Genomic DNA, 24,088 nt, shown 5'->3' on the forward strand with positions numbered 1-24,088 from the left:
GCGGGACACTAGAGCAATTCCAGGAAAAGTGTGAAGCGGTTTTCCGCCCGGAATTGCCTCCGACAAAGACGGTGTTTTCCGCAGATGGAACAGGTTCGCGTTTATACATTGACATCTAACTGTTAGATATCTAACTATCAGTGCGGTGGCGAGCGAGAGAGGAGAGCCGGCATGCAATATGTCTATATCGTGGTTATCGGTCTTCACGTGATGGCCGGCGTGTTCTGGGCTGGCACCACCATCACCCTCGCCCGCGATCCCGAGATCAAGGCGGAGCGCTTCATCCAGCCGCAGATGGGCGCGGCCGGCATGGTTTTCCTGACCGGGGCGCTGCTGTGGTATTTCTTCCACGGCGCTTATTTCGGCTCGATGGAAATGGTGCTGGCGCTCGGCATCCTGGCCGCGTTTGCCGCGGCCGGCGTGCTCGGCGCCATGGTCAGGGCGCCGAGCAGGCGGCTTACCGGCGCCAATGCGGAAATCGAAACGCAGCTGCGCGCCAGAATGGCGATCGGCGAACGCATTGCCGCATGGCTTCTGGTGGTCACCGTGCTTTGCATGGCAATCGCCAGGATGGTCTGAGCGTCGTCCGCACCGCAGCTCACAAGATCGCACGTTATCAGGCGATGAGCCAACGGCGTGCGGGCGCGCGGCCAGGCCGGCATACATGGGCTCTCGTATGCAGGTCTGACCGCGCGCCACCAACCCCGACAGCCGCGGCAGCCGCTTCTCAGGTCAGTTTTTTACGCGCCTGTTTCTCGAGTTCGCCCACGAAGACGGCCGGGCTCCATCCTGCATCCAGAGCACGATGGACAAGCGCCTGTTGTGTCTCCGGCGCGAGCCCGCCGAGCGGCGGGTCGCGATCGAGATTCGTCGGAAAGGAATAACCTTCCGCCGACGACGCGATGGCATTGCCAGCCGCCTGCCTGGTCAGGCTGCCATCGCCCAGCATACGCTGCAGAATGGGGTAGAGGGCCGCGCTCATGCGGGTCCGGTCCACGCTCTCCATGGCGCGGCCATAGGCCGATGAGACCTGCAAGAGATTCGCCATACGCTGGATATCGGCTGACCGGTTGGTGCCGGCGGCGTGGAACAGCGCCGGATTGAAGAAGGCCGCATCGCCCTTTTTCAGGGGCAGTTGAACATGATGCTCGGCGAAATAGGCTTGGAATTCGGGGCGGTTCATCGCCAGGTACCCAGGCAGGTAGGTCTGCGAATAGGGCAAATAAAGCGTAGGGCCGCTTTCCACCGGCATGTCGCAATGAGCGACGGCGCCCTGCAGCGTCAGCACCGGCGATATCCGATGGACGTGCACCGGATAGCGTTCGATGATGGACGAGGTCTGGAAACCAAGATGATAGTCCCGGTGCGCCGACTGCGACGCGCCACCCGGCCTGACATTGTTCACCTGCGACGTCACCTGATAGGCCGGGCCGAGCCAGGCTTCCGATATCAGCGCGATGATATCGTTGCCGTAATAGGCGGCGAAGGTCGCGGGATCGCGCAGGCACAGCTTCTCCAGCGCATTCCACACCCGGTCGTTGGCGCCGGGCTTGGCAAAATGATCGCCGCCGCCTGCTCCGGCCGCACCCTCCTCGGCGATGATGGCATTGAACGCTTCAGTGGCTGCGTCGACTGGCGCCACATCCTCGAAGGCACCGCGAAACACGACGACACCGGGACCGTCGGTCATCGCCTCGACCCATTCGGCAAGAAGCGCCTTACGCCGAGCCGGATCGCCGGCGGCCGCGCGAACCGGCGCACCATCGTAGATCAGGATGTCCTTCTGGACCTCGGACGCGAACGGATAGTCTGCTGGATTTGTCGTCCTTCGCGTCGACGCGGCAAAATCGTCGATGCTGCACACATCGGCGGTAAGCCAGACACGATCGGATCTGAGCTTGGCATAATTGTCGGCCTTCACGGCATCCTCCCCTTGGTCTTGTTTCGACTGGATGGCGGAAGTATAGCTCTGGTTGAGAGGTGGCCTACAGCTGAAACACCTCAAAAACACCTCAAGATTGATCGAGGCGGCCGATGTCGCATCCGTTCCTGGTGAAGGACATCGCCCTGCAGGCCGGCGTCAGCATCGCCACGGTCGACCGCGTCCTGCATGGGCGCGGCAGCGTGCGTCAGCACACCATACGCCGCATAGAGCAGGCGATCCGGGAACTGGAAACGCAACGCTCCCAACTCGGCCTGTCGGGCCGCAAGTTCATTCTCGATCTCGTCATGGAAGCCCCTTTGCGCTTCACCGAGGCGGTACGCGCCGCGCTGGAGGCCGAGATGCCGGGCCTCCATCCGGCGGTGTTCCGCGCGCGCCACCACCTTGCCGAAGTGCGCGTGGCGGCGAACACCGTCGCGCTGCTCGACGCGATCGCCCGTCGCGGCAGCAACGGGATTTTCCTCAAGGCGCCTGATATTCCGGAGATAGCGGCCGCGGTGGACCGGGTCGTCCGGTCGGGAATACCGGTCGTGACGCTGGTCACCGATCTGCCGAACAGCCGGAGGCTGGCCTATGTCGGCATCGGCAACCGCGCCGCCGGCGAAACGGCTGCCTATCTGATCGGCGCATGGCTTGGCGGACGTCGTGCCGATGTCCTGGTCACCTTGAGCAGCAACCGGTTCCGGGGCGAGGAGGAGCGCGAAATCGGCTTTCGCCGCGCCTTGCGCGAAAACTTCCCCGACCTTGGGATCGTCGACATCAGCGAAGGCCACGGCATCGATCGCGCGACGGGCAAGTTGGTCCGCACCGCGCTGACACATCATCCCGATGTTGCGGCCGTGTATTCGATCGGCGGCGGAAACGCCTCCATCGTGCAGGCATTCGCCGAGATGAAGCGGCCCTGCCTTGTTTTCATCGGCCACGATCTCGACGCCGACAATATCGACTTGCTGCGAAGCCGGCACATCTCGGCCGTGCTGCATCACGATCTCAGGCAAGACATGCGTTCGGCCTGCATCCACATCATGCGGGCACAGGGCGCGTTGCCGAAATCGGTCGCGCCGGGCGCGTCCAACATCCAGATCATCACGCCGTTCAACATGCCGGCCTGAGCAGACGGTGCATCAGATCCGCAGGCCGAACCTGATCCCGTCATAGATGGCGGCATGGATGTTGCGTGAGGCGACCGCGTCGCCGATGCGGAACAGCACGAAGCCCCCTGGATTGCGCGCCGGGAAAATGTCGCCGCCGCCGACCAGACGTTCGTAGTCGACCGCCCCGCCATTCTTCGACAGCGGCTTCAGGCTGAGATAGAGATCGTCGAGCGGCGCCGTGCCGTGCTCGACCACCACCTGGTCGACCCTGCGCTCCCCGCGCCAGCCATCGGCAAAGTCCGAAGCGAGTTCCGCGACCAGTTGATTGCCCTCGCGGCGCACCGAGCGCAGGCGCGTGTTGATGGTGATGGTGACGCCCTTTTCCTGGAAGGCGCGCATATAAGGCACGTGGTTCATGCCGCCCATTTCAGGAGCGAAGAAACGCTCCGGCGAAACCAGTTCCAGCCTCGCGCCGCTGTTGGCGATCAACTCGGCCGCACCCATGCCTTGATGGCCGCCATTGTCGTCATAGATGAGCACGTTCTCGGCCGGCTTGACGCTGCCGGCCATGATGTCCCAGCTCGAAGTGACGAGATTGTCGCCCGCTGTCAGCGGTGGGTTTTGCGGCAGGCCGCCGGTGGCGACGACGACCACATCGGGCGCTAGCGCCAGGACATCATCCTGCTCCGCCCAGGTGTCGTAACGGATTTCGACACCGAGCCGGTCGAGTTCGGCCAGCCGCCAGTCGATGATGCCGATCAGTTCCTTGCGGCGCGGGTTCTGCGTCGCCAGACGCACCTGGCCGCCGGCCTGGCTCGATGCTTCAAGCACCGTGACCTGGTGGCCGCGCTCGGCCGCTACACGCGCCGCCTCCAGTCCGCCGGCCCCGGCGCCGACGACAACGACCTTTCTTCTCGGCCCTTCGGTCTTGACGATGATGTGCGGAATCTCGGCCTCGCGGCCGGTCGCCGCGTTGTGCACGCACAGCGCCTCGCCGCCCTCATAGATGCGGTCGAGACAATAGGTGGCGCCGACACAAGGACGGATCTCATGCTCGCGGCCCTCCATCACCTTCCTGATGATGTGCGGATCGGCGATGTGCGCACGGGTCATGCCGACCATATCGAGCTTGCCGGTGGCGATCGCATGGCGCGCGGTGGCGACATCGGAAATGCGCGCCGCGTGGAAGGTCGGGAACTTTGTCGCCGCCCTCACCTCGCCGGCGAAATCGAGATGCGGCGAAGATCGCATGCCGGCCACCGGAATGACCTTGGTCAATGCCGCGTCGCTTTCAATCGAACCACGGATGATATTGAGGAAATCGACCTTGCCGGAGCCGGCCAGCCGCCTGGCGATCTCGACGCCTTCCTCCTTCGACAGGCCTTTCTCGAAATCCTCGTCGGCGACCATGCGGATGCCGACGACGAATTTTTCGCCGACCGCCGCGCGCACCGCGTCCAGCACCATGTTGGTGAAACGCAGCCGGTTGTCGAGCGAGCCGCCATACTCGTCATCGCGATGATTTGTGGCCGGCGACCAGAAGCCATCCATCAGATGGCCGTAGGACTCGAACTCGATGCCGTCGAGGCCGGCTGCCTGGCAGCGCTGCGCGGCCGACGCATAGTCGGCAACAATGCGTTCGATGTCCCAGTCCTCTATAATCTTGGGAAAAGCGCGATGCGCCGGCTCGCGCACCGGCGAAGCCGAGAGCACCGGCAGCCAGTCGGCCTTGTTCCAGCCGGTGCGGCGGCCAAGATGGGTGATCTGGATCATCACCTTGCAGTCATGCTCGTGGCAGGCGTCGGCGAGTTCGGCCAGCCAGGGCACGATGCGGTCATCATAGACATGCAAATTGCCGAAGGCGGCCGGGCTGTCGCGCGAGACGATCGCCGAGCCCGCGGTCATCGTCAGCGCCATGCCGCCCCTCGCCTTTTCGGCATGGTAGAGCCGGTAGCGTTGTTTCGGCATGCCGTCCTCGGAATAGGCCGGCTCGTGGCTGGTCGACATCACCCGGTTCTTCAGCGTCAGATGCTTGAGCTGGTAGGGTTGGAGAAGCGGGTCGCTGCTGGTCATCGTCTTCCTGCCGTTTCAAATTGTGTTGGAGCAACATGTGCCGCTCCAGTTCCTATTTAAGCATCGGATTTATCCGAAAACCGCTGCGCACTTTCCGGTCCGATGCTAAGGAGCGGCGAAAATCGAAAGAGATCCCGCCCATGATCGATACCAAGACCCTTACCCAGCTCGGCGCCCACGTCGAGACGCCACAGAGCCCCGAACAGGCGGTCCTGGAGACCGTGCCGTTTTCGCGCGGCGACGGTCCGCCGGCGATCGTGCGTTTCACCTGCCCGGAATTCACCTCGCTGTGCCCGGTGACCGGCCAGCCGGATTTCGCCCATATCGTCATCGACTACGCACCCGATGCGGCTCTGGTGGAATCGAAATCGCTGAAGCTGTTCATGACCTCGTTTCGCAACCATGGCGCCTTCCATGAAGACTGTACCGTCATGATCGGCCGCCGCATCGTGGCGGCCACCAAGCCGCTGTGGTTGCGCATAGGCGGCTATTGGTATCCGCGCGGCGGCATTCCGATCGACGTTTTCTGGCAGACCGGCGCACCACCCGAAGGCGCCTGGCTGCCGGACACCGGAGTGGCCCCCTATCGCGGGCGCGGCTAGTTCAGCCATCATTCGCACTGATACTGGCTGAGCGCCCATTCGCCCGTCACCGACAGCAGGTCCGATATCTTCCAGTCGCCGTCGACCTTCTTGAACTTCCATTCGAGGCGGTGCTGATGGCCTTCGACGACGAAGGCGACCACCACCTTGGCTTGATCGCCGTTCACGGCCTCGATGCTCTTCAGGCTCTTGTCGATTGCGAGCTTGTCGTAGTCGGCATTGTCGAGCGCCATGTTGGGGTCCAGGCATTCGCCCTGCCCCGAAGCCCGCAGCGCATCGCTCTTGTCGAGCACTGTCTTGGCCGGATCGACAAAATTCTTGCGCTGGGTCGGATCGAGCTCCAGCCCGGGATGGTCGTAGAACGGCTTGACCACAGCCGTCGGCGAGCCCGGCAACACGGGCGCGGCCGGCTCGGATGGCGGCCATGCCAGAGGTGGCGTTGCCGGTTCCACCGCGTTGCCGGGTGGGTTTGCAGGCGGCGCATCGCCGACGCCCGGCGTGGCCTGCGCCGGGGCGTTTGCCGGCGGGGCGCCGAACAGTCCCTGGGCAACAGCGCCGCTCAAACCCGCCGCCAGCAGGCACATTGCCGACAGAGCCAAGAATACGCGACGGGCCATCGCATCACTCCGGATCTTGACCCGCCATGCATTCGAGCTGGCTCAGCGTCCAGTCGCTGGTCTTCGAGGCAATGTCCGAAACCTTCCACTTTCCGCCGACCTTCTTCAGCGACCAGTTCATCTCGCGTTTTGAATCGTCTCCGTCCGAAAAAAGGCTGAAGCTCGCCACCACTTGCGCCGTATCGCCATCCACCGTCTCGGACAGTTTCAACGTCTTGGAGACGGTCTTCTGGTCGAAATCCTGCGCATCCAGGCCAGGATCGAAGTCGATACAGGCGACCTGGTCGGGGTTTTTCCTGGTCGCCTGGTCGTTGAGATCGAACAGTTTCGTCACCGGCTCGGTGAAGCGGTCCCGGTATTGTGCGTCGGCCTCGAACCTGACCGCCGGGACATAGAAGAACTTCACGGCGTCGGACGCCGGCCCCGCCAAGGCGGCCGCGGGCAAGGCTGTCGTAAGGGCGGCAAGAAGCACTGTCCGTCTCATGCAGAATCTCCGGCTTTTGATGGCTTGAAGCTATCAACACCACGCATCCTGCATATCGGCTTTTTTGCGGCTCATGAAGTCCCTGCCCGGCCTCCTTTCAGCCGTCGAGCCAGACGTTCTGGAGATCCATTTCGAAGGTCTGGTGGACCCCGTAATTCCTGACCTTCTTGTTGGTGTGGCTGAAGAGCTTCTGCCAGAACGGCTGAATGATGACGCCCGAATCCTGCAGGATCTGCTCGACGTCCTTCATCACCTCCTTGCGCTTGGCCACGTCGATCAGCGACAGCGCCTGTTTGAGCTTGGCGTCGAAGTCGGGATTGGAAAAGGCGGATTCATTCCACGCCTCGCCGGTGCGATATCCCAGCGCCAGCACCTGAACGCCGAGTGGGCGCATGTACCAGATGGTCATCGAATAGGGATATTTCGTCCAGTCGTTCCAGAAGGTCGAACCCGGCAGCACCGTGCGCTTTACCTTGATGCCGGCGTCGCGCAGCTGACCGGCGATCGCGTCGCCGGTGTTCTTCTGCCAATCGTCCTCGATGGTGATCAGCTCGTGCTCGAAGTCGGCCTGGCCGGCTTCCGCCATCAGCTTCTTGGCGCCGGCGGCGTCGCGCTCCTTCTTCGGCAGGGGATAATATTCAGGATGGATCGGGCTGACGTGGTGGTTCTCGCCGACCGTGCCGCGCCCGTTATAGCCGAGTTGCAGCACGGCGTTGTTGTCGACGGCCATCTGCAGCGCGTTGCGCACCCGTTTGTCGTCATAGGGTTTATGGGTGACATTGGTGCGGGCAACGAGTGTCGTCGCGGTCGCGACCTCGGATTTCTGCAGACCCATCTTGTCGAGAATGTCGATGAAGTCGGCGGGCGATTCGAAATTGAGGTCGATCTCGCCGGAGTCGAACGCGTTGACCGTGGCGTTGAAATCGGTGCCGTAGTCGATGAACTCGACGCCATCGAGCGGCGCCTCGCCGCCCCACCATTTGCCGTTCTCGCGGCGCTTCACCACCGCCTTCTGGCCGACATCGTAGGAGACCAGTTCGAATGGTCCCGTGCCGACCGGCTTCTTGATCGGATCGGCGCCGTCGGCGTCGAAGTTGCGGTGCACGACAAGCGCGGGATAGTCGGTGAAGTTCGGGATCAGCGAGATGTCGGGTTCGCTGAGCTTCAGCTTGACCGTGCTGTCATCGACCTTGGTGATCGCGCCATCCCTCGCCTTTCCGGTTTTTGCGTCGATCAGCGCGCCGACGCGGGCGGCCATCGAATTGCCGGCGACGCCTTTCTCGCACCAGCGCGTGACGTTGTGAACCACGTCATCGGCGTTGAAAGCATCGCCATTGTTCCAGGTGATGCCCTTGCGCACATGCAGGACGTATTCGGTGGCGTCGTCGTTGATGTCCCAGCTTTCAAGCAGCACCGGCTCGAAGGTGAACTGTCTGGTATAGCGCACCAGCGGCTCCAGCCAGCTGCGCGAGATATTGGCAAGCTCCACCCAGTCATAGGTGCGCGGGTCCTTCTGCGCCTTTACCGACATCGAGACGTGCAGCGTGCCGCCCTTCTTCGGCTCCTCGGCCAGAGCCTGCTGCGGGGCGGCAAGACCGATCATGCCGTAGGCCAAGGCCGTCGATGCGCCGAAGGCGCTTGCCAGGGCCAGGAACTCACGCCGGTCCATGCGGCCCGCGCGCGCATCTTCCGCCATCGCCTCGATAGCGCTTGGGACACGATCGCCATTGCTTCTGAAGAATGTCATTTCTCTCTCCCATTGGTTCCGTCGGGTCGTTGCCCGTTCTTTCTCAACTGACGGTGTCCGGCAGCTTCTCCTCCCGCCGCGCGATCAAATCCCTGAGACCCTCGGCGATCCCCTCATCCAGCTTCGGCTCCTCATAATCGGCCAGCATGTTGCGCGCTTTCTCGCGGCCGCGCGTATCGTGATCCTTCGCCCCTTCGGCATTCCACTGCTCGTAGGAATTGAAGTCCATGATCGAGGGCATGAAGAAGGCGGACTCGAAGTGTTCGAGCGTGTGCTGGGTGCCGAGGAAATGGCCTTGCGGCCCGACCTCGCGGATCGCCGCCATCGCTTCCTTGAAATCGTCGAAGGAGAGCCCGCCCGCGTATTTGTACCAGCCGACAAGCTGCTCGCAGTCCGTGGCGAATTTCGAATAGCCGCAGGTCAGGCCAGCTTCCAGCCAGCCGGCGGAATGCCAGATATAGTTGGCGCCGGCGAGAATGGCGGCATGCATCAGCATGTTCGATTCGTAGCCAGCCTGGGCGTCGTTCAGCTTCGACCCGACATGGAAACCCGACGTGCGCCATGGCAGGCGATATTTCCGTGCCAAGGCGCCCATCAGGTACATCATCTGGGCGGCTTCCGGCGTGCCTCCCATCGGCGCGCCGGTCTTCATATCGACCGTGACCATGAACTGGCCATAGATCTGCGGCGAGCCCGGGCGGATGAGCTGGGTCAGCGCCACGCCGGCAAGCGCCTCGGCGTTGACCTGCGCCACCGCGCCGACGGCGGAAGCCGAGGTCGAAGCGCCGCACAGCGCGAAAGGCGCCAGGATCAGCGGCTGATTGTGGCTCGCGTAGACCCGCATGGCGTCGATCATGGTGGCGTCCCATACCAACGGCGAATTGCAGTTGGTGATCGCCACCAGCACAGGGTTGTCGCGTACGAACTCCTCGCCGAAGACGATGCCAGCCATCGCCATCGTGTCCTCGGCGCGCTCTTTCGACGTCACTATGCCCATGAACGGCTTGTCGGAATGCTTCAGCGCCGAGTGGATGATGTGCAGATGCCGTTTCGGCACCGCTATCTCCATCGGCTCGCAGATGACCGAGCTCGAGGAGTGCAGCGCCGGCGCCATGTAGGCCATTTTGTGGAAATTGTTGAGGTCGGCGAGCGTGCCGTAACGCCTGACATTGTCGAGGTCGCGCACGTAGGGCGCGCCATACATCGGCACGAAAATCGAGTTCGTGCCGCCGACGCGCACCGTGCGCTCGGGGTTGCGCGCATGGAGCGTGAACTCCGATGGAACCTTCGAGACGAGCTCCATCAGCAGCGCACGGTCGATGCGGACACGCGTCTCCCTGACGTCGGCGCCGGCCGCCTTCCAGAGCTCGATCGCGCCGTCGTCGCGGAATTCGCAGCCCACTTCCTCGAGGATCTTGAGCGATTCCTCGTGGATCAATTCCACCGCCTCGTCAGGCACGATCTCATAGGCGGGGATCTTGCGCACCAAGGTCGGAAAGGAAGCGATCGGCGCGCTTCTGAGCGCCTTGCGGCCAAGACGGCCACCGCCGCGGCGATGGGTCTGTTCGGTCAATTCGACGGCCGGTGCGTTCATGGAGCCTCCTTCTTCCCGCCACACACGTTAGCGACCCGAAATATGGCTGTGACGCTGGAAAATCCTGATCTTCTGTATAAGCTGTGCTTATGCGAAGCCTGCGCCACCTCCTGCCCTCCGCCGGCAGCCTGATCGTCTTCGAGGCAGCCGGCCGGCTGTCGAGCTTCACCGCCGCGGGACGCGAGCTCGGCATGACGCAGGCAGCCGTCTCCTATGCGGTGCGCGGGCTGGAAGAGCAGCTCGGCGCCAAGCTGTTCCAGCGCCGTCATCGGCAGGTCAGCCTGACGGAAGCCGGCGAACGCTTCCACGCCGATGTCTCGCTGGGCCTGTCGCACATCCGCAAGTCGGCCGAGGATCTGCGCCTGCAGGCAACCGGCGGCCATGTGACGCTCGCCGCATCGACCGCTTTCGGCTCCTTCTGGATGATGCCGCGCCTGCAGCAGTTCCGCGACGAATTGCCGGGCATCGATCTGCGCATCCAGACCGCCGACCGCGACCTCAACATCATCGCCGAGGGTATCCCGCTCGGCGTGCGCGGAGGCGTGCCCGGACAATGGCCGGACTATCATTCGATGCCGCTCTCCGACGAGGAGATCTTTCCGGTCGCGGGCCCCAGCTATCTCGCCAAGTTCGGCCTGCCCAGGACGGTCGCTGAACTGGCCGCGCACCGTCTCATCCATCTTGAGGAGCCCTATCGAGAGGCCCCCAATTGGGACGAATGGTTTGCATCCGCCGGAACCAGCCTGCGCAATGCCGAGCGCGGACTGCGCATCAATGACTATGCCCTGGTGATCCAGGCGGTGATGGAGGGGCAAGGCATCGCGCTCGGCTGGCGGCATCTCGTCGAGCGGCTTGTGGCATCCGGCCTGCTGGTGCCGGTCACCGACCATGTGATGAGGACCGGCATCGCTTTCTACGTCATCTGGCCGAAGAACCGCGACCTCAGCGAGAATGCCCGCAAGGTAAGGGATTGGCTGGTGGCGCAGGCGTGAGTTCAATGCAATCCGGCGCGTGGCCGGATTGCATTCGCAGGCTGGAGCGATCAGACCGAACCGTCATTCTTGAGGCCCAGCACATCCACCTTGTCGATGGTCGGCGGGCCAACGAACAGCGTTTCGGCATTGGCAATCAGCGCCTTTGCAATCTCGCCAGTGAGATGGGCCTGCCGCCCTGCCTCGTCGTGAAAGGCATCGAACACACCGAAGACGCTTGGCGAAAGCTGCAAGGCAAACCAGATCGGTGTTCCTGCTTCCCGATTGGCCAGCTGCAGTCCGGTTTCGAGGAACGCGGCGACGTCCTTCTCCTTGCCCGGCTTGGCTTCGAAGCGTGCGAACAATGCGAGTTTGATCATTTGTCTTCTCCTCGTCGTTTGTGCGGCCGAGGCGGCCGTCGAAACAACAGTTGCAGCATCAAGTCGCAAAGCGTATTGGCAAAAATGACATCTTTGATACCATTATCGCCATGAACATTTCCGTCCTTGCGCTTGATGGCGTCTTCGACACCGGACTGGCCACGATGCTCGACGTGTTCGGCACCGCCAACGAACTGGTCGGGATGCTGGTGTCGCCGCCCGGCCGCTTCACAACGACTATCGTCGGGGTGAGCGCCTCGGTCCGCACGGCACAGGGCCTTCAAGTGCCGGTCGTCGCGATGGGCAGCCAGCCAGATCCCGATTGGCTGGTGATCCCGGCGATCGGCCAGAAGATGCCGGGCCCGCTTGCCGATGCCCTGAAACGCAGCGATATCGCCGACGCAACCAAGGCGTTGCGCGCTGCCGCCGAAACAGGCACACGCATCGGAGCTGCCTGTATCGGCACTTTCATCCTGGCGGAAACCGGCCTGCTCGACCACAGGCCGTCAACGACGACCTGGTGGCTGGCGCCGATGTTCCGGCAACTTTATCCGCGAGTGCGGCTCGATGCCGCGCGCATGCTGATCAATGACGGGCAGTTCGCAACTGCCGGAGCCGCGCTCGGCCACATCGATCTCGCTTTGATGATCATTCGCCAGACAAGCCCGGAACTCGCTGCGCTGACGGCGAAATACCTCATCGTCGACAGCCGGCCGTTGCAATCGGCCTACGCGATCTCCGACCACCTTGCCCATTCCAACCCGCTGGTCGAGCGCTTCGAACGCTGGGCGCGCGACCATCGCCGCCGGGTTCAATCTCGACGAAGCAGCCACTGCACTCGGCGCCAGCAAGCGCACGCTGTCGCGACGGGTCAACGAAGTGCTCGGCAAGACGCCGCTATCCTATTTTCAGGATCTGCGCGTCGAGCAGGCTGTGCATTTGTTGAAAACCACATCCGACCGCGTCGACGAGATCGCCGCGAAGGTCGGCTATAGCGAGGGGGTGACGTTGCGCAATTTGCTGCGCCGGCGGCTGCGCAAGGGTGTGCGCGAAATCCGTACCGCCAACTGATCCACTGCCAACGCAATTCTGCCTCTCCCGCGAAGCCCGAATCCGCCTATAGTGCCCCATGCCCATTCGTCAGCTTTCCGAAACGATGATCAACCAGATCGCCGCAGGCGAAGTCATCGAGCGTCCGGCAAGCGTGGTCAAGGAGCTGGTCGAGAACGCGCTCGATGCCGGTGCTTCGCGCGTCGAAGTCGTCACGGCAGGCGGCGGGCTGAACCTGATCCGCGTCACCGATGACGGTTCCGGCATCCCCCAGCGGGAGCTGGCGCTGGCGATTGCCCGCCACTGCACCTCCAAGCTCGCCGAGGATATCAACGACATCCGCTCGCTCGGCTTTCGCGGCGAAGCGCTGCCGTCGATCGGCTCGGTGTCGCGGCTGTCGATCCGCTCGCGCACGGCATTGAGTGACAGCGCCGCCGAAATCGGCATCGAGGGCGGCCGCGTCCTGCCCGTCAAGCCGGCGGCGGCCAATCGGGGAACCACGGTCGAGGTGCGCGACCTGTTCTTCGCCACGCCGGCGAGGCTGAAATTCATGAAAGGCGAGCGCGCCGAAAGCTCGGCGACCAGCGATGTCGTCAAGCGCATCGCCATCGCCTTCCCGGCCGTGCGGTTCACGCTGGCCGGTTCCGACCGCTCGACGCTGGAACTGCCGGCGACCGATGACAGTCCGGAAGGCAGTCTGCGCCGCGTCGCCCAGGTGATGGGGAGCGAATTTCCCGACAATTCCATTGCCATCGACGCGATGCGCGAAGGCGTGCATCTGACCGGCCATGTGTCGATCCCGTCCTTCACCCGCGCCAATGCGCTGCAGCAATATGCCTATGTCAACGGCAGGCCGGTGCGCGACAAGCTGATCGCCGGCGCCATCCGCGGCGCCTTCGCCGATGTGCTGCCGCGCGACCGCCACGCCGTGACGGTGCTGTTCCTTTCGCTCGATCCGGCCATCGTCGACGTCAATGTCCACCCGGCCAAGGCCGATGTGCGCTTCCGCGATCCGGGCCTGGTTCGCGGGCTGATCGTGGGCGCCATCCGCCAGGCCCTGGCGGACGCCGGCATCCGCTCAGCCACGACCGGAGCCGCCGGCATGATGGCGGCGTTCCGGCCAAGCGCCGCTCCCTACAATCATGGCGGCCCGGCCAACGGCCATCGCTCCTACGAAGCGGCATTCCACGCATCCGGCTCCACCGGTTTCGACCCCTCGCGCTCGTCACAGCGGCCGCTCGACATGCAATTCGAAGGCTCTGGCTTTGAACGCGCCGGCGCAAGGCATGGCGGCTTTGGGGAACCCGGCCAGGCCGCGTTCGATACCGGCCCGCTTGCCAGCGCCGATGCGCGCGCCGGGCAGAGCGAGGCGGCGGAGACGCTGCTTGGCGCGGTGCTGGGTGCCGCACGCGCCCAGGTGCACGAGAACTACATCGTTGCCCAGACCAGGGATTCGCTCGTCATCGTCGACCAGCATGCGGCGCATGAGCGGCTGGTTTACGAAGCGCTGAAGAACGCCCTGCATTCGCGCCCCGTGCCTTCGCAGATGCTGCTCCTGCCAGAAATCATCGATCTGCCGGAAGAGGATGCTGAACGGCTCGCCACGCATGCTGAAACATTGGCTCGCTTCGGCCTTGGCATCGAGCGTTTCGGCCCGGGCGCCGTCGCCGTGCGCGAGACCCCATCGATGCTGGGCGAAACCAATGTCCCGCAATTGGTGCGCGATCTCGCCGACGAGATCGCCGATAATGACACGGTCGAAACGCTAAAAGAACGGCTGGACAAGATCGCCGCCACCATGGCCTGCCACGGCTCGGTGCGTTCCGGCCGGCTGCTCAAGGCCGAGGAGATGAACGCGCTGCTGCGCCAGATGGAGGCGACGCCGGGTTCGGGCACGTGCAACCATGGCCGCCCGACCTATATCGAGCTCAAGCTGGCGGATATCGAGCGGTTGTTCGGGCGGCGGTGAGCAGTTCGCCCGGGCACAGAAGCCGGAGCGAATAAAGCGGGCCACTCAGTGCACCAAGCGGTGATACTTCCCGGTTTTGAAAGAGAGGCCATACTCTGCCGTATAGCCCCCGTTTCCGCCGCGAAAATTCACGAAAATGATCTCTTCATCCTGCTTTTGAACGTTCATATAGATGGGCGTCATCAACATGCCTGCATTGCAGTCATCGTCGTCGAACCGGATGCTCTGAACGGCTTTCCTTGTCTTCTTGCTGATAACCTGCAGTTTGGTCATGCAGATGCCGGCGTCGGTTTTGGTGAAGATACCGGCAAATCGATGGGCGGCCGTCTGCGTCCAAAAGGGAATCTCGACGATTCCGTTGATCTTGCCCTCGGCCGTATCGTCGAGGCCCGCAACCTGCTTAAGCACGATCGGGAACTTCTCCGGTCCCTTGACCCAGATCCCCGTCGCGCCACTTTCGCTGATGTCGAGCGAAAGCGGGCATCCCGTGGTGTCGACGGGCGTCTTTGATCCCACCACCAGCACGCGATCCAATTCCTTGTCGTCCGCGATCTCACAAAGCGTGAGTTTGGTTCCTTCGGCTTTGCCGTAGAGCGCGATCGGGCTCTGCTTGGCATCATAGAAGTAGCTTCCCTCGACCGTGATCCCGCTGCCGAAGCCGTCATATCTCTGCAGCGACAGATGAACCGGGTTCGGTCCGATAGAGCCTTCGAAATTCTTTATCTGATACCAACCCGCGGCAGCTTGCCCGGTCAGCGCCAACAGGCAGAAAACCACCGATATGAAAAGTCTTCCCATTCCGTCCCCCAGCCAAGGCAGCTCACCATAGCTGCGCTTCCGCGGGGTGTCTGCATGCTGGCGAAAAAGGGTTTTTGGTTTGAATCCGCAAACGCCTCCAACCTTCTGTTTTACCTCTTCAAATTCACCACGATGACGCCGCCGAGCGCCAGCACGCCGCCGAGGATGCCGAGCAGCGTCGGCACTTCGCCCAACCAGAAGAAACCGATCAGGGCGGACATGGGCGAGACCAGGTAGAGAAAGTTCGATGCACGCGCCGCCGGCAGGCGCGACAGGGCCGTCGCCCAGGCCGCATAGGCGATCAGGCTCGGCACGATGCCGAGATAGATGACGGCGCCGAGGCCGGCTGTGTTGGCGACAGCCGCCTGCTGGAAAGCGGCGGGCAGGAAAGGTGCCAGGCAGAGCGCGCCGAGCACCATGTTTGACGCAGCGATGGTCAGCGGATGGTGGCGGGCAAACAGCGGCTTCTGGACGATGGTGTTGACCGCCGAGCAGAGCGCGGAGCCGAGCACCAGCAGTGCGCCGGCATTGAAGTGCAAGCCATGGCCGTCGGCCACGGCGATGATGCCGATGCCGGCGAAGGAGATGGCCGTGCCAAGCCAGGCCAGACGCGAGAAACGCTCGCCGAGAAGCGCCATCGCCATGATGGCGGTGAAGATCGGGCTGACATTGATGATGAAGCCGGCGGCTCCCGCCGAAACGGTCAGTTCGCCGAAATTGAGCATGGCCGTATAGAGCGCGACGAAAATGGCGCCGCCAAAGGCGAAGCGCCACAATTCGCCAACTCTGGGCAGCGCCGGGCGCTTGACCGCAAGGAAGATCGCCGCCGGCACCGCGGCGATGGCAAAGCGCAGGGCGCCAAGCTCCAGCGGCTGGAAGGCGGCAAGGCCGGCACGGATCGCCGGAAAGGCCGACGCCCAGCCGACAACCGTCAACGCCACGGCGACGGCGGCCGTGGTGTCCATCCGCTGTGTCTGATTCAACGTGCCCGTCATTGCGCTCATCTCACTGTCCTCGTGTCCTTCGTCCTGAAAGCCACAAAACGCCCTTTCCCGCTTGTTGACAAACGACCAAATCGAGGATCACCTGTGACTATGGATCACAGCTCAGACGCAATGGTGCCGCTCGAAACCCTGCGAGCCTTCGATGCGGCGGCGCGGACAGGAAGCTTTTCGGCGGCGGCCGAAAGGCTCAACATCACCCATGGCGCGGTCAGCCGGCAGATCGCCAAGCTCGAGGACTGGCTGGGGCTGAAGGTGTTCGATCGCGGCGCGCGCGGGGTGACGCTGACGATCGAAGGCAACCGGCTGCATCTGCGCACGTCCGAAGCTTTCGCGCTGATATCGACCCATTCCGACCGCTGGGTCGAGCCGCGCGGCACGGCGGTGGTGCGGCTGACCTCGATCCCCTCGGTGAGCGGGCTGTGGCTGATGCCACGCATGGCGGCCCTGGAGAACAATCCCACCAAGCTGCGCATCGTGCTCGATGTCGACATCCGCCAGGCCGACCTCGCCGATGAAGGCATCGATCTATCGATCCGTTGCGGCCGCGGTGGCATTCCGGGCCGCGTCTCGGTGAAACTTTTCGAGGAGCATGTCTTCCCTGTCGCCTCGCCGGAACTTGCACGCGAGATCGGCCGCGGCGACCCGGCCCGGCTGCTCAAATTCCCTCTGATCAACGATTCCGACGCCTCAGGCTGGCGCGCCTGGTTCGCGGCACAAGGCATGGACTACCGTCCGCGTCCGCAGGACCGGCGTTTCGAGGACTATAATCTGGTGCTGGATGCCGCCGCCTATGGGCTGGGCATCGCATTGGCACGTCCGCCGCTGACCGGGCATCAGCTGAAATCGGGCCGCATCACCGCGGTTGAAGAGCGCACCGCGCTCAATCCGGTGTCCTACTGGCTCGACCGGCCAATGGGAAGGCCACGCACGGCCGCGGCCGATCTTGCCCGCCGCATCGCGCAGCAGGCTGGATTGGCGCCCGAGAAGATCGAAGCGTTTATCGAGGCGGAACGATAGGCCTCTAGACCGGCCGACCCGTCAACCGGTTCACACTCAGCGAAGCAGCAACAGAACGAACCCGAAAATCACGGTTGCCAATAGACCTGTCATGATCGAAACAAAACCGATCCTCACCAGCATGCGCTCGGGGTTCGGCGCCGCACCACGGGATTGACTGCCCGCTCTTCGCTGTCCCGCCGATGTACCCAGGGCGGCTGCGTTTTTCGGGACCGGAACCTGCGGTGGGATAAACGACAGCAAGGACACTCCCGCAGCCCTGACGGGAGCGTTGTCATTGGCCGTTGCCGTGGGTGGCAAGGCACCTCGCTGCGTTTCGGTTTGCGGCGCCGCTTTCCTGGCCGCGACGGTTGCCAACGCCGCCTCGTCCCTCGTCTCGATCTGGGCCTGATAGGCCTCGACGATACCGGCTGACGCAATCTGCTGCGATTTGACGGCCATTGGCGCCGCGGGCATTGCCAACAGGGCCGGCGCCGTACGTTCCGCGAACAGGGAAGGCGCCGGGGGCTGGACCAGTTCCCTGACCAGGGCCGTCCTGACCGGATCTGCCTTTGCCAACGGCACGGGTTGCGGCGTCATCGCTTCCTTGAGCAAGGAAGCCAGGCGGGCGGAAGAAATATCCATCATGCCCCCGATAAAAGCGCTTTTCAGCCTCTCGTAGCGCCTCAGCATTGTCCGAGGCTTGTCGCGAGCTTGACCTGGCCGGAGATTTGTGGCGATGAAATCTCCATGAACCTCGGCACCACCGCATGATGAACCGTTTCGAAGGCCCGGGCGGCAAGGAAGCCCGCATCCGCTACCTCGATGGCGATTTCCAGGTCACCAGCCCCGGCTCGTTCGTGCGCTGCGCCGTGACCGGGGAAAACATACCATTGGATGAACTGAAATACTGGAGCGTCGCCAGGCAGGAGCCCTACGTCAGCGCCGCCGCCTCGCTGCGCCGCGAAATCGAAGCGCATCCGGAGTTGCGCAGCCGGCGCTGAGCAGGTGGAAGCACCTCTGAGTTCGTCATGGGCGACGCCAATCGCGCCTTACCCTCTCAGCTTGCGCTGCCGCCAGGCATCGAGCGTTTCCTCGATGATGCGTTCAGGCACGTGGTCAAGCTCGAAAACCGTGTCGATTTCCAGCACGTCGAGACCATCGAGAAAGCCCTGCGGGGCGCCGTGACGCAATCGGGCGGCGTCCTTGGCGGTGGTGATGAGGCCGAGGCCTTCGGTGCGTGCCGTCGCCGCCAGTTCGGCAAGCTCGTCTTCAGCGTAGAAATGATGGTCGGGAAAGGGCTTTGAAAGAACCACCTCGCCGCCGGCCTCGCGTACCGTGTCGAAGAATTTGTCGGGATGGCCGATGCCGGCGAAGGCCAGGAAGCGCTTGCCGGCAAGCCCTGTCTTGCTGCTGGGCTCCGTATGGGCCTCGAAGATAGGCCGGCCGGCGCGGGCCGCCTGGCGCACCACGGCGTCGGCGGCGGTGCCCTCGCCCATCTTCAACAGCCCGCTGGTGAAGACCAGCTGGTCGACGATTTTGGCCCGGAGCGGGCCGCCAGGAATGACGCGGCCATTGCCGATGCCGTAGCGGGCATCGACGACGACCAGCGCGTAGTCGATATGGATGCGCGCGCTTTGAAAGCCGTCGTCCATGATCAGGAAATCGCAGCCGTGCCTTTCCAGCAGCAGCCGGGCGCCGGCGGCGCGGTTCGGCGTCACGGCCACCGGCGCGTGTTCGGCCAATAGCAGCGGCTCGTCGCCAACATGCCTGGCGCTGTCATGACTGATATCAACGACATGCGGTTCGGCGAAGGAGCCGCCATGGCCGCGCGACAGGAAACCGGGCTTCAGCCGCATGCGCCTGGCCTGTTCGGCGAGCGCGATGGCGACCGGCGTCTTGCCGGTGCCGCCGACTGTGAAATTGCCGACGCACAGAACCGGCGCCTCGATCTTCTCGCGGCGGGCCCGCCGCATGCCGCGGCCGGCGACGAGCGCATAGACAGCCGACAGCGGCGACAGCGCCAGGACTTTCCAGTCCGGCTCTTCCCACCAGAATGGTGGTGCTTCGGAGGCCACCTTAACGCCCGTTCGCGCCCTTCAGGCGCGACTTGACGACCAGCGGCTGGATGTAGGGTTCGAGCGATTTCAGTGTGCGCGCCAGCGCGCCGCGCATCTCATCGACGGTCGCCACCCCTGCCGCCATCATCTCATGGCGCGCCACTTCGTTGGTCAAAAGGAAATTTACGGCGCCGGCCAGCATGTCGCGATCGCGCACCAGCTTGGCGCCGCCGCTGTCGATCAGGCGCTGATAGGCTTCGCGAAAATTCTGTACATTGCGGCCGGCAAGAACCGCGGTGTCGAGCATGGCCGGTTCGAGCGGATTCTGGCCGCCCTCGGAGGTCAGCGAACGGCCGACGAAGGCGATTTCGGTCAACCGGAGATAGAGCCCCATCTCGCCGATCGTATCGCCGAGCAGGATGTCGGTGTCGGGTCCGATACGATCGCCCTTGCTGCGCCGCGCGACCTTCAGCCCCATGCCCGAAATCTGCGCGGCAAGGGCCTCGGCACGATCGGGATGGCGCGGCACGACGATGGTCAGCAGGCCGTGGTGGCGCTTGTGCAGCGTGGCGTGGACCTCCGCCGCGACCACTTCCTCGCCATCATGTGTCGAGATCGCCGCCCAGGTCGGACGGCCGCCGATCTGCCGCTGCAAGGTGGCCAGCGCGCGTTGGTCAACCGGGGGCGGATTGGTGTCGACCTTGAGGTTGCCCGATACCGTGACCGGCCGGGCACCAAGCGCGCGGAAACGCTCGCCGTCGACATCCGACTGGGCAACGACATGGGCAAGGTTCTCAAACAGCGCCTCGGCGATGTTTGCGCGCTTTTTCCAGGAGCTGAACGAGCGGTCGGAAAGCCTGCCATTGACCAGCACCTGCGGCACATGGCGCGCGCCAAGCTCGAGGATGGTCATCGGCCAGATCTCGGATTCGGCGATGATCGCCAGGTCCGGCCGCCAGTGATCGAGGAAGCGGCTGACCGCCGGCTTCAGGTCGAGCGGTACATATTGGTGGATGATGCGGTCGCCTAGCCGCTCGTCGGCAACCTGGGCCGATGTCACGGTGCCGGTCGTCAGCACGATGTTGACGCCATAGTCGAGAATGCTTTCGACCAGGGGCACGACGGCTATGGTTTCGCCGACGCTCGCGGCATGGATCCAGATAACAGGCCCTTCGGGGCGAGGACGCCCGGCGACGCCGTAACGCTCGCGGCGGCGGTTGCGGTCTTCCTTGCCGCGCGAGGTGCGCCAGGCGACATACGGTCCGACCAGCGGATAGGCCGCGGCACCTGCGAAACGGTATGCCCCCAGCATGGCGCGCGCCCAGCGGCCACTCATCGCCGGCCATCCACGAGACGGTAGGCCTCGGCGGTGGCGGCGTTGAGCGCGGTCGTGACTTCCTGGCGCTTGCGCTCCATTTCGGCGTCATCGGCGTCAGCCGCCACAAAGATCGGCTCGCCGATGGTCACCGCGGAACGGCCGAACGGCAGGTTGATGGTGGTCTTGTCCCAGCTTCTTTCCAGCACCTTGCGGCGGCTGGTGGCAATGGCGACAGGCAGGAGTGGCCGGCCCGAGAGGCGCGCCAGGAGAACGATGCCGAGCCCTGCGTCGCGCGGCGTGCCGTGGGGGATGTCTGCAATCATGGCGACGTTCTTGCCAGCCGTGAGCGACTTTTTGAGGGCGATCAAGGCCTTGGCCCCGCCCTTGTCGAGATGCCTTGCATTGTCACGGCCGCCCGAACCGCGCACCGCCTCGATGCCGAATTTCTCCAGCATCAGCGCGTTGAGCTCGGCATCGGCGCTGCGCGACACCATGGCGACCAGCGGCTTGCGCTTCGGATAATAGGCCGGCGTCAAAAGATGCTGGCCGTGCCACAAAGCGATGATGCCGGGCTCGAATTCAGCGTAGGCGCCGCCCGAAAAGCGCGCCGATCCGGCGACCAGCGGGCTGGTCAGGCGAACAAGGCGCACGAACTGGGCGAGCAGGCTGGCAATGGCGTTCTTGACGAATCGCGATTGCGCGAGCGGTTCGCGTATCTTGCGCCAGAAGGTCTTGGTCGTGCGGCTGCCGCCCCTGCCCTTGGGCGCGGCGTCGCTGGCTGGCCCTTTCGCCAGGTCCTGCTCCATCGAAGTCAACCGGCGTCCTTGCTGTCGGGATCCAGCAGGCGGTGCAGATGAACGACGAAATAACGCATATGGGCATTGTCCACGCTGGCTTGCGCCTTGGCTTTCCACGCTGTGTGCGCGGATTGATAGTCTGGATAGATGCCGACAATGTCGAGCCCATCGAGATCGCGGAACTCGGTACCCCCAAGTTTCTTCAGTTCGCCGCCGAACACCAGATGCAAAAGCTGTTTCTTACCGTCTTCCGCGGTCATGTCGGTCCTTCACATATTGTGAGTTTGTGACAGGTCTAGACCAAAGCCGCCGACTTTGGAACCTTCGAAAATGCTTTCACGCATCCAGCCCGGCGATGACATCGACGAGCACCGCCAGCAATTCACCGCTGCCGGCGGCGAGCGCGCCATGGCGGGTCACCTCGCCGGCATAGAACGGCGCGCGGCCATTCGGGTCGAGCAAGCGGCCGCCGGCCTCGCGCAGGATGAGATCGGCGGCGGCAATGTCCCAGTCATACGCGTTCGGCTTGACGAAGGTGGCGTCGAGCGTGCCGTTGGCGATCATCGCCAGGCGATAGGCAAGCGATGGGCTGTAGGGCGCCCGTGTCAGCCGCTTCTGCCAGCCGGCCGGCACCAGGTCGATCAACTGCTTCAACCCTGATATCTCGGCCTTGTCGCCAAGCGCGCGCACGGCGATGCGCTTGCCGTTGCGGAACGCGCCTTGGCCGGGCAGCGCCCAGTAGGTCTCGTCCATTGCCGGGCATTCGAGCACGCCGGCGAGCGTGCGGCCCTGCTCGACGACGGCGACGCTGACGCACCAGGTGCGCTGGCCCTCCAGGAAGCCGCGCGTGCCGTCGATCGGATCGACGACGAAGGTGCGGCGCGCCGAAAGCCGTGCCGGATCGTCAACCGTCTCTTCCGACAGCCAGCCATAATCCGGCCGCGCCGCCAGCAGGGTGCGGCGCAGATAGGCATCGGCCGCATGATCGGCTTCGCTGACCGGCGAGGTGCCGCCCTTCATCCAGACTTGCGGGCTGTTGCCGAAATAGCGCATGGCGATGAGGCCCGCTTCGCGGGCGGCATCCTGCAGCAGCGGCAGATCCCCAGCGGCGTCAGAAGGGGCACCGGCGGTGGTCAGCTCAGGCTCCGGCAAGGGTCATGCCTTCGATCAGGAGCGTCGGCGCCGCGGTGCCGAAATTGCGGTCGAGGTCGCTTGCCGGCACCATGTTGAGGAACATCGTCTTCAGGTTGGAGGCGATGGTGACTTCGGCGACCGGATAGGCCAGTTCGCCATTCTCGATCCAGAAACCGGAAGCGCCGCGGCTGTATTCGCCGGTGATCATGTCGACACCCTGGCCAAACACTTCGTTGACATAGAAACCGGTCTTGAGCGACTTGATCAGATCCTCGGGTGAGCGCTCGCCCGGCTCGATGGCGAGATTGGTTGAGGACGGCGAAACGGAAGAGCCGCTGCGCGATCCGCGCCCGTTGGTGATCAGTCCCAGTTCGCGCGCCGCCGAAGTCGACAGGAACCAGTGGTTGAGCACGCCCTTCTCGATCATGAGAAGCTTTTCGCCCTCGACGCCTTCGCCGTCGAAGGGACGCGAGGCCTGGCCACGCGGCCTGAGCGGCTCGTCGGTGACCGTGATCGCGGATGCGGCAACCTGCTTGCCCATCATATCACGCAGGAACGAGGTCTTGCGCGCGACGGAGGCGCCATTGATGGCACCGGCAATATGGCCGGCGATGCCGCGCGCCACGCGCGGATCGAACACCACGTCGACCGGCCCGGTCGCCGCCTTGCGCGCCCCAAGCCGGCGTACCGCGCGCTCGCCGGCCTTGCGGCCGATATCCGCCGGCGCATCGAGATCGGCAAAATGCTGGCGCGAGGAGAATTCATAGTCGCGCTCCATGCCGGTGCCTTCGCCGGCGATGACGCTGGCCGAGCGCGAGAAACGCGAGCCGACATAGTGGCCAAGGAACCCGTGCGAGGTGGCCAGCACCAGGCCGCCAAGACCCGCGCCGGCGCTGGCGCCGGCCGAATTGGTCACGCCCTTGACGGCAAGCGCTGCCTCTTCCGCCGCAAGGGCCGCTTCCTTCAACTGGTCGGCGGACACTTCGGTGGCATCGAACAGGTCGAGATCGCGCGTTTGCCTTGCCAGCAGCGCCGGATCGGCCAGCCCCTGATAGGGGTCCTCGGGCGAGACCTTCGCCATGGCCACAGCGCGCTCGGCAAGCGCTGCCGGGTCGGACGCAGCGGTGGCCGAGACACTCGCCACCCGCTGACCGACGAAGACGCGCAACGCGACATCCTCGGCCTCAGACGATTCGGTGGCCTCGACCTTGCCGAGCCGCACCGACACGCCGGTGGATCGGCCGCGCACGGCCACAGCGTCGGCTGCATCGGCGCCTGCCTTCTTGGCGGCCTCGACTAGCGCCGCGACGCGGTCGGTCAGTTTTGCTGCATCTGATGTATCGGCCATGCCCAGGATCCTGCTGCTACGGCCAGCCCATGGCCGCCGCCCACCATCTATTGTTCCAATCCGGCTTGTGCAATGGCGAAGGCCGGAATCAGTGGATCGATTGCAGGTGT

Annotated in this window: 24 protein-coding genes and 1 pseudogene; 9 read left to right on the forward strand and 16 right to left on the reverse strand. The window is 64.0% G+C overall.

Annotated elements, in window-relative coordinates; genetic code table 11:
- Positions 1–171 precede the first annotated feature (171 nt).
- Positions 172–579 carry a hypothetical protein gene (locus MesoLj_RS25920; protein ID WP_140768076.1) on the forward strand — a complete coding sequence of 136 codons (408 nt, stop codon included), beginning with the start codon at positions 172–174 and terminating at the stop codon, positions 577–579.
- 148 nt (positions 580–727) lie between these two features.
- Here MesoLj_RS25920 and MesoLj_RS25925 read toward each other — a convergent pair whose 3' ends face one another.
- Complete coding sequence (locus MesoLj_RS25925) at positions 728–1,921, reverse strand: phytanoyl-CoA dioxygenase family protein (protein WP_202323031.1); 1,194 nt, start codon at positions 1,919–1,921, stop codon at positions 728–730.
- A 113-nt stretch (positions 1,922–2,034) separates the two neighbouring features.
- On the opposite strand from MesoLj_RS25925, the gene MesoLj_RS25930 reads away from it, so the two are divergent.
- Complete coding sequence (locus tag MesoLj_RS25930; RefSeq protein ID WP_202323032.1) at positions 2,035–3,054, forward strand: LacI family DNA-binding transcriptional regulator; 1,020 nt, start codon at positions 2,035–2,037, stop codon at positions 3,052–3,054.
- A 12-nt stretch (positions 3,055–3,066) separates the two neighbouring features.
- Here MesoLj_RS25930 and MesoLj_RS25935 read toward each other — a convergent pair whose 3' ends face one another.
- The gene (locus tag MesoLj_RS25935) at positions 3,067–5,109 is read right to left on the reverse strand and encodes an oxidoreductase (protein WP_202323033.1); all 2,043 of its coding nucleotides are present in this window, start codon (positions 5,107–5,109) and stop codon (positions 3,067–3,069) included.
- A 140-nt stretch (positions 5,110–5,249) separates the two neighbouring features.
- Here MesoLj_RS25935 and queF point away from each other — a divergent pair, with 140 nt between their 5' ends.
- The gene (queF, locus tag MesoLj_RS25940) at positions 5,250–5,711 is read left to right on the forward strand and encodes a preQ(1) synthase (protein ID WP_140768082.1); all 462 of its coding nucleotides are present in this window, start codon (positions 5,250–5,252) and stop codon (positions 5,709–5,711) included.
- 8 nt (positions 5,712–5,719) lie between these two features.
- On the opposite strand, the gene MesoLj_RS25945 is transcribed toward queF, so the two are convergent.
- The 4 genes from MesoLj_RS25945 to MesoLj_RS25960 form a co-directional block, all read right to left on the reverse strand.
- Entirely contained in the window at positions 5,720–6,328 is a 609-nt protein-coding gene (locus tag MesoLj_RS25945) for a hypothetical protein (protein ID WP_202323034.1), read from the reverse strand.
- A 4-nt stretch (positions 6,329–6,332) separates the two neighbouring features.
- Complete coding sequence (locus MesoLj_RS25950; RefSeq protein WP_202323035.1) at positions 6,333–6,812, reverse strand: DUF3828 domain-containing protein; 480 nt, start codon at positions 6,810–6,812, stop codon at positions 6,333–6,335.
- A 97-nt stretch (positions 6,813–6,909) separates the two neighbouring features.
- Positions 6,910–8,559 carry an ABC transporter substrate-binding protein gene (locus tag MesoLj_RS25955; RefSeq protein WP_202323036.1) on the reverse strand — a complete coding sequence of 550 codons (1,650 nt, stop codon included), beginning with the start codon at positions 8,557–8,559 and terminating at the stop codon, positions 6,910–6,912.
- A gap of 43 nt (positions 8,560–8,602) precedes the next feature.
- Positions 8,603–10,153, reverse strand: a complete 1,551-nt coding sequence (locus MesoLj_RS25960; RefSeq protein ID WP_202323037.1) for a trimethylamine methyltransferase family protein — start codon at positions 10,151–10,153, stop codon at positions 8,603–8,605.
- Between the two features lie 89 nt (positions 10,154–10,242).
- On the opposite strand from MesoLj_RS25960, the gene MesoLj_RS25965 reads away from it, so the two are divergent.
- On the forward strand, positions 10,243–11,145 hold the full coding sequence (locus MesoLj_RS25965) for a LysR substrate-binding domain-containing protein (protein WP_140768092.1): 903 nt from the start codon (positions 10,243–10,245) through the stop codon (positions 11,143–11,145).
- Positions 11,146–11,195: 50 nt separating this feature from the next.
- On the opposite strand, the gene MesoLj_RS25970 is transcribed toward MesoLj_RS25965, so the two are convergent.
- Positions 11,196–11,504, reverse strand: coding sequence for a putative quinol monooxygenase (locus MesoLj_RS25970; protein WP_202323038.1), 309 nt, complete (start codon positions 11,502–11,504; stop codon positions 11,196–11,198).
- 164 nt (positions 11,505–11,668) lie between these two features.
- On the opposite strand from MesoLj_RS25970, the pseudogene MesoLj_RS36405 reads away from it, so the two are divergent.
- The 3 genes and pseudogenes from MesoLj_RS36405 to mutL all read left to right on the forward strand — a co-directional run.
- Positions 11,669–12,100, forward strand: a pseudogene (locus MesoLj_RS36405) (AraC family transcriptional regulator); the annotation flags it as partial.
- Positions 12,101–12,383: 283 nt separating this feature from the next.
- The gene (locus tag MesoLj_RS36410) at positions 12,384–12,575 is read left to right on the forward strand and encodes a helix-turn-helix domain-containing protein (protein WP_244735165.1); all 192 of its coding nucleotides are present in this window, start codon (positions 12,384–12,386) and stop codon (positions 12,573–12,575) included.
- Positions 12,576–12,633: 58 nt separating this feature from the next.
- Positions 12,634–14,523, forward strand: coding sequence for a DNA mismatch repair endonuclease MutL (mutL, locus tag MesoLj_RS25980; RefSeq protein ID WP_202323039.1), 1,890 nt, complete (start codon positions 12,634–12,636; stop codon positions 14,521–14,523).
- A 45-nt stretch (positions 14,524–14,568) separates the two neighbouring features.
- On the opposite strand, the gene MesoLj_RS25985 is transcribed toward mutL, so the two are convergent.
- Both MesoLj_RS25985 and MesoLj_RS25990 read right to left on the reverse strand, forming a co-directional pair.
- Positions 14,569–15,321, reverse strand: a complete 753-nt coding sequence (locus tag MesoLj_RS25985; protein WP_202323040.1) for a hypothetical protein — start codon at positions 15,319–15,321, stop codon at positions 14,569–14,571.
- 110 nt (positions 15,322–15,431) lie between these two features.
- Positions 15,432–16,325, reverse strand: a complete 894-nt coding sequence (locus MesoLj_RS25990; RefSeq protein WP_202323041.1) for a DMT family transporter — start codon at positions 16,323–16,325, stop codon at positions 15,432–15,434.
- Positions 16,326–16,415: 90 nt separating this feature from the next.
- Here MesoLj_RS25990 and MesoLj_RS25995 point away from each other — a divergent pair, with 90 nt between their 5' ends.
- Positions 16,416–17,342, forward strand: a complete 927-nt coding sequence (locus MesoLj_RS25995) for a LysR substrate-binding domain-containing protein (RefSeq protein ID WP_202323042.1) — start codon at positions 16,416–16,418, stop codon at positions 17,340–17,342.
- Between the two features lie 36 nt (positions 17,343–17,378).
- Here MesoLj_RS25995 and MesoLj_RS26000 read toward each other — a convergent pair whose 3' ends face one another.
- Complete coding sequence (locus tag MesoLj_RS26000; protein ID WP_244735166.1) at positions 17,379–18,014, reverse strand: hypothetical protein; 636 nt, start codon at positions 18,012–18,014, stop codon at positions 17,379–17,381.
- Positions 18,015–18,091: 77 nt separating this feature from the next.
- Between MesoLj_RS26000 and MesoLj_RS26005 the strand changes: the two genes are divergently transcribed.
- Positions 18,092–18,325 carry a DUF2093 domain-containing protein gene (locus MesoLj_RS26005; RefSeq protein ID WP_140768105.1) on the forward strand — a complete coding sequence of 78 codons (234 nt, stop codon included), beginning with the start codon at positions 18,092–18,094 and terminating at the stop codon, positions 18,323–18,325.
- Between the two features lie 48 nt (positions 18,326–18,373).
- Here MesoLj_RS26005 and lpxK read toward each other — a convergent pair whose 3' ends face one another.
- From lpxK to MesoLj_RS26035, 6 genes are all read right to left on the reverse strand, one after another.
- A complete protein-coding gene (gene lpxK, locus MesoLj_RS26010) occupies positions 18,374–19,399 on the reverse strand; it encodes a tetraacyldisaccharide 4'-kinase (RefSeq protein ID WP_202323043.1) in 1,026 nt (341 codons plus the stop codon).
- A 1-nt stretch (position 19,400) separates the two neighbouring features.
- Positions 19,401–20,717 carry a lipid IV(A) 3-deoxy-D-manno-octulosonic acid transferase gene (waaA, locus tag MesoLj_RS26015; RefSeq protein WP_140768109.1) on the reverse strand — a complete coding sequence of 439 codons (1,317 nt, stop codon included), beginning with the start codon at positions 20,715–20,717 and terminating at the stop codon, positions 19,401–19,403.
- Positions 20,714–21,505 (reverse strand): lysophospholipid acyltransferase family protein, encoded by a 792-nt coding sequence (locus MesoLj_RS26020; protein ID WP_140768111.1) that lies wholly within the window; start codon positions 21,503–21,505, stop codon positions 20,714–20,716. The genes waaA and MesoLj_RS26020 overlap by 4 nt, the downstream gene beginning before the upstream one ends.
- Positions 21,506–21,510: 5 nt before the next feature.
- Complete coding sequence (locus MesoLj_RS26025; RefSeq protein ID WP_056562882.1) at positions 21,511–21,756, reverse strand: DUF4170 domain-containing protein; 246 nt, start codon at positions 21,754–21,756, stop codon at positions 21,511–21,513.
- Between the two features lie 76 nt (positions 21,757–21,832).
- Entirely contained in the window at positions 21,833–22,648 is an 816-nt protein-coding gene (locus MesoLj_RS26030) for a 3'(2'),5'-bisphosphate nucleotidase CysQ (RefSeq protein ID WP_202323044.1), read from the reverse strand.
- Positions 22,635–23,978: a TldD/PmbA family protein gene (locus MesoLj_RS26035; RefSeq protein WP_202323045.1), complete on the reverse strand. Its 1,344-nt coding sequence runs from the start codon at positions 23,976–23,978 to the stop codon at positions 22,635–22,637. The genes MesoLj_RS26030 and MesoLj_RS26035 overlap by 14 nt, the downstream gene beginning before the upstream one ends.
- Positions 23,979–24,088: the final 110 nt, after the last annotated feature.

Origin of the sequence: Mesorhizobium sp. 113-3-9 (genome assembly GCF_016756515.1) — a bacterium.
In the GTDB taxonomy this organism is placed as follows: Bacteria; Pseudomonadota; Alphaproteobacteria; order Rhizobiales; family Rhizobiaceae; genus Mesorhizobium.

What these genes read in the sequence shown, in the direction of transcription:
- MesoLj_RS25935 (WP_202323033.1), bottom strand. Translation starts at nt 5,109, where the DNA reads ATGACCAGCAGCGACCCGCTTCTCCAACCCTACCAGCTCAAGCATCTG.
- MesoLj_RS25965 (WP_140768092.1), top strand. Translation starts at nt 10,243, where the DNA reads ATGCGAAGCCTGCGCCACCTCCTGCCCTCCGCCGGCAGCCTGATCGTC.
- MesoLj_RS25920 (WP_140768076.1), top strand. Translation starts at nt 172, where the DNA reads ATGCAATATGTCTATATCGTGGTTATCGGTCTTCACGTGATGGCCGGC.
- MesoLj_RS26005 (WP_140768105.1), top strand. Translation starts at nt 18,092, where the DNA reads ATGATGAACCGTTTCGAAGGCCCGGGCGGCAAGGAAGCCCGCATCCGC.
- MesoLj_RS25960 (WP_202323037.1), bottom strand. Translation starts at nt 10,153, where the DNA reads ATGAACGCACCGGCCGTCGAATTGACCGAACAGACCCATCGCCGCGGC.
- queF (WP_140768082.1), top strand. Translation starts at nt 5,250, where the DNA reads ATGATCGATACCAAGACCCTTACCCAGCTCGGCGCCCACGTCGAGACG.
- MesoLj_RS26035 (WP_202323045.1), bottom strand. Translation starts at nt 23,978, where the DNA reads ATGGCCGATACATCAGATGCAGCAAAACTGACCGACCGCGTCGCGGCG.
- MesoLj_RS25990 (WP_202323041.1), bottom strand. Translation starts at nt 16,325, where the DNA reads ATGAGCGCAATGACGGGCACGTTGAATCAGACACAGCGGATGGACACC.
- MesoLj_RS26000 (WP_244735166.1), bottom strand. Translation starts at nt 18,014, where the DNA reads ATGCTGAGGCGCTACGAGAGGCTGAAAAGCGCTTTTATCGGGGGCATG.
- waaA (WP_140768109.1), bottom strand. Translation starts at nt 20,717, where the DNA reads ATGAGTGGCCGCTGGGCGCGCGCCATGCTGGGGGCATACCGTTTCGCA.
- MesoLj_RS25970 (WP_202323038.1), bottom strand. Translation starts at nt 11,504, where the DNA reads ATGATCAAACTCGCATTGTTCGCACGCTTCGAAGCCAAGCCGGGCAAG.
- MesoLj_RS25995 (WP_202323042.1), top strand. Translation starts at nt 16,416, where the DNA reads ATGGATCACAGCTCAGACGCAATGGTGCCGCTCGAAACCCTGCGAGCC.
- MesoLj_RS25950 (WP_202323035.1), bottom strand. Translation starts at nt 6,812, where the DNA reads ATGAGACGGACAGTGCTTCTTGCCGCCCTTACGACAGCCTTGCCCGCG.
- MesoLj_RS25985 (WP_202323040.1), bottom strand. Translation starts at nt 15,321, where the DNA reads ATGGGAAGACTTTTCATATCGGTGGTTTTCTGCCTGTTGGCGCTGACC.
- MesoLj_RS25955 (WP_202323036.1), bottom strand. Translation starts at nt 8,559, where the DNA reads ATGACATTCTTCAGAAGCAATGGCGATCGTGTCCCAAGCGCTATCGAG.
- MesoLj_RS26025 (WP_056562882.1), bottom strand. Translation starts at nt 21,756, where the DNA reads ATGACCGCGGAAGACGGTAAGAAACAGCTTTTGCATCTGGTGTTCGGC.
- MesoLj_RS25930 (WP_202323032.1), top strand. Translation starts at nt 2,035, where the DNA reads ATGTCGCATCCGTTCCTGGTGAAGGACATCGCCCTGCAGGCCGGCGTC.
- MesoLj_RS26020 (WP_140768111.1), bottom strand. Translation starts at nt 21,505, where the DNA reads ATGGAGCAGGACCTGGCGAAAGGGCCAGCCAGCGACGCCGCGCCCAAG.
- MesoLj_RS25945 (WP_202323034.1), bottom strand. Translation starts at nt 6,328, where the DNA reads ATGGCCCGTCGCGTATTCTTGGCTCTGTCGGCAATGTGCCTGCTGGCG.
- mutL (WP_202323039.1), top strand. Translation starts at nt 12,634, where the DNA reads ATGCCCATTCGTCAGCTTTCCGAAACGATGATCAACCAGATCGCCGCA.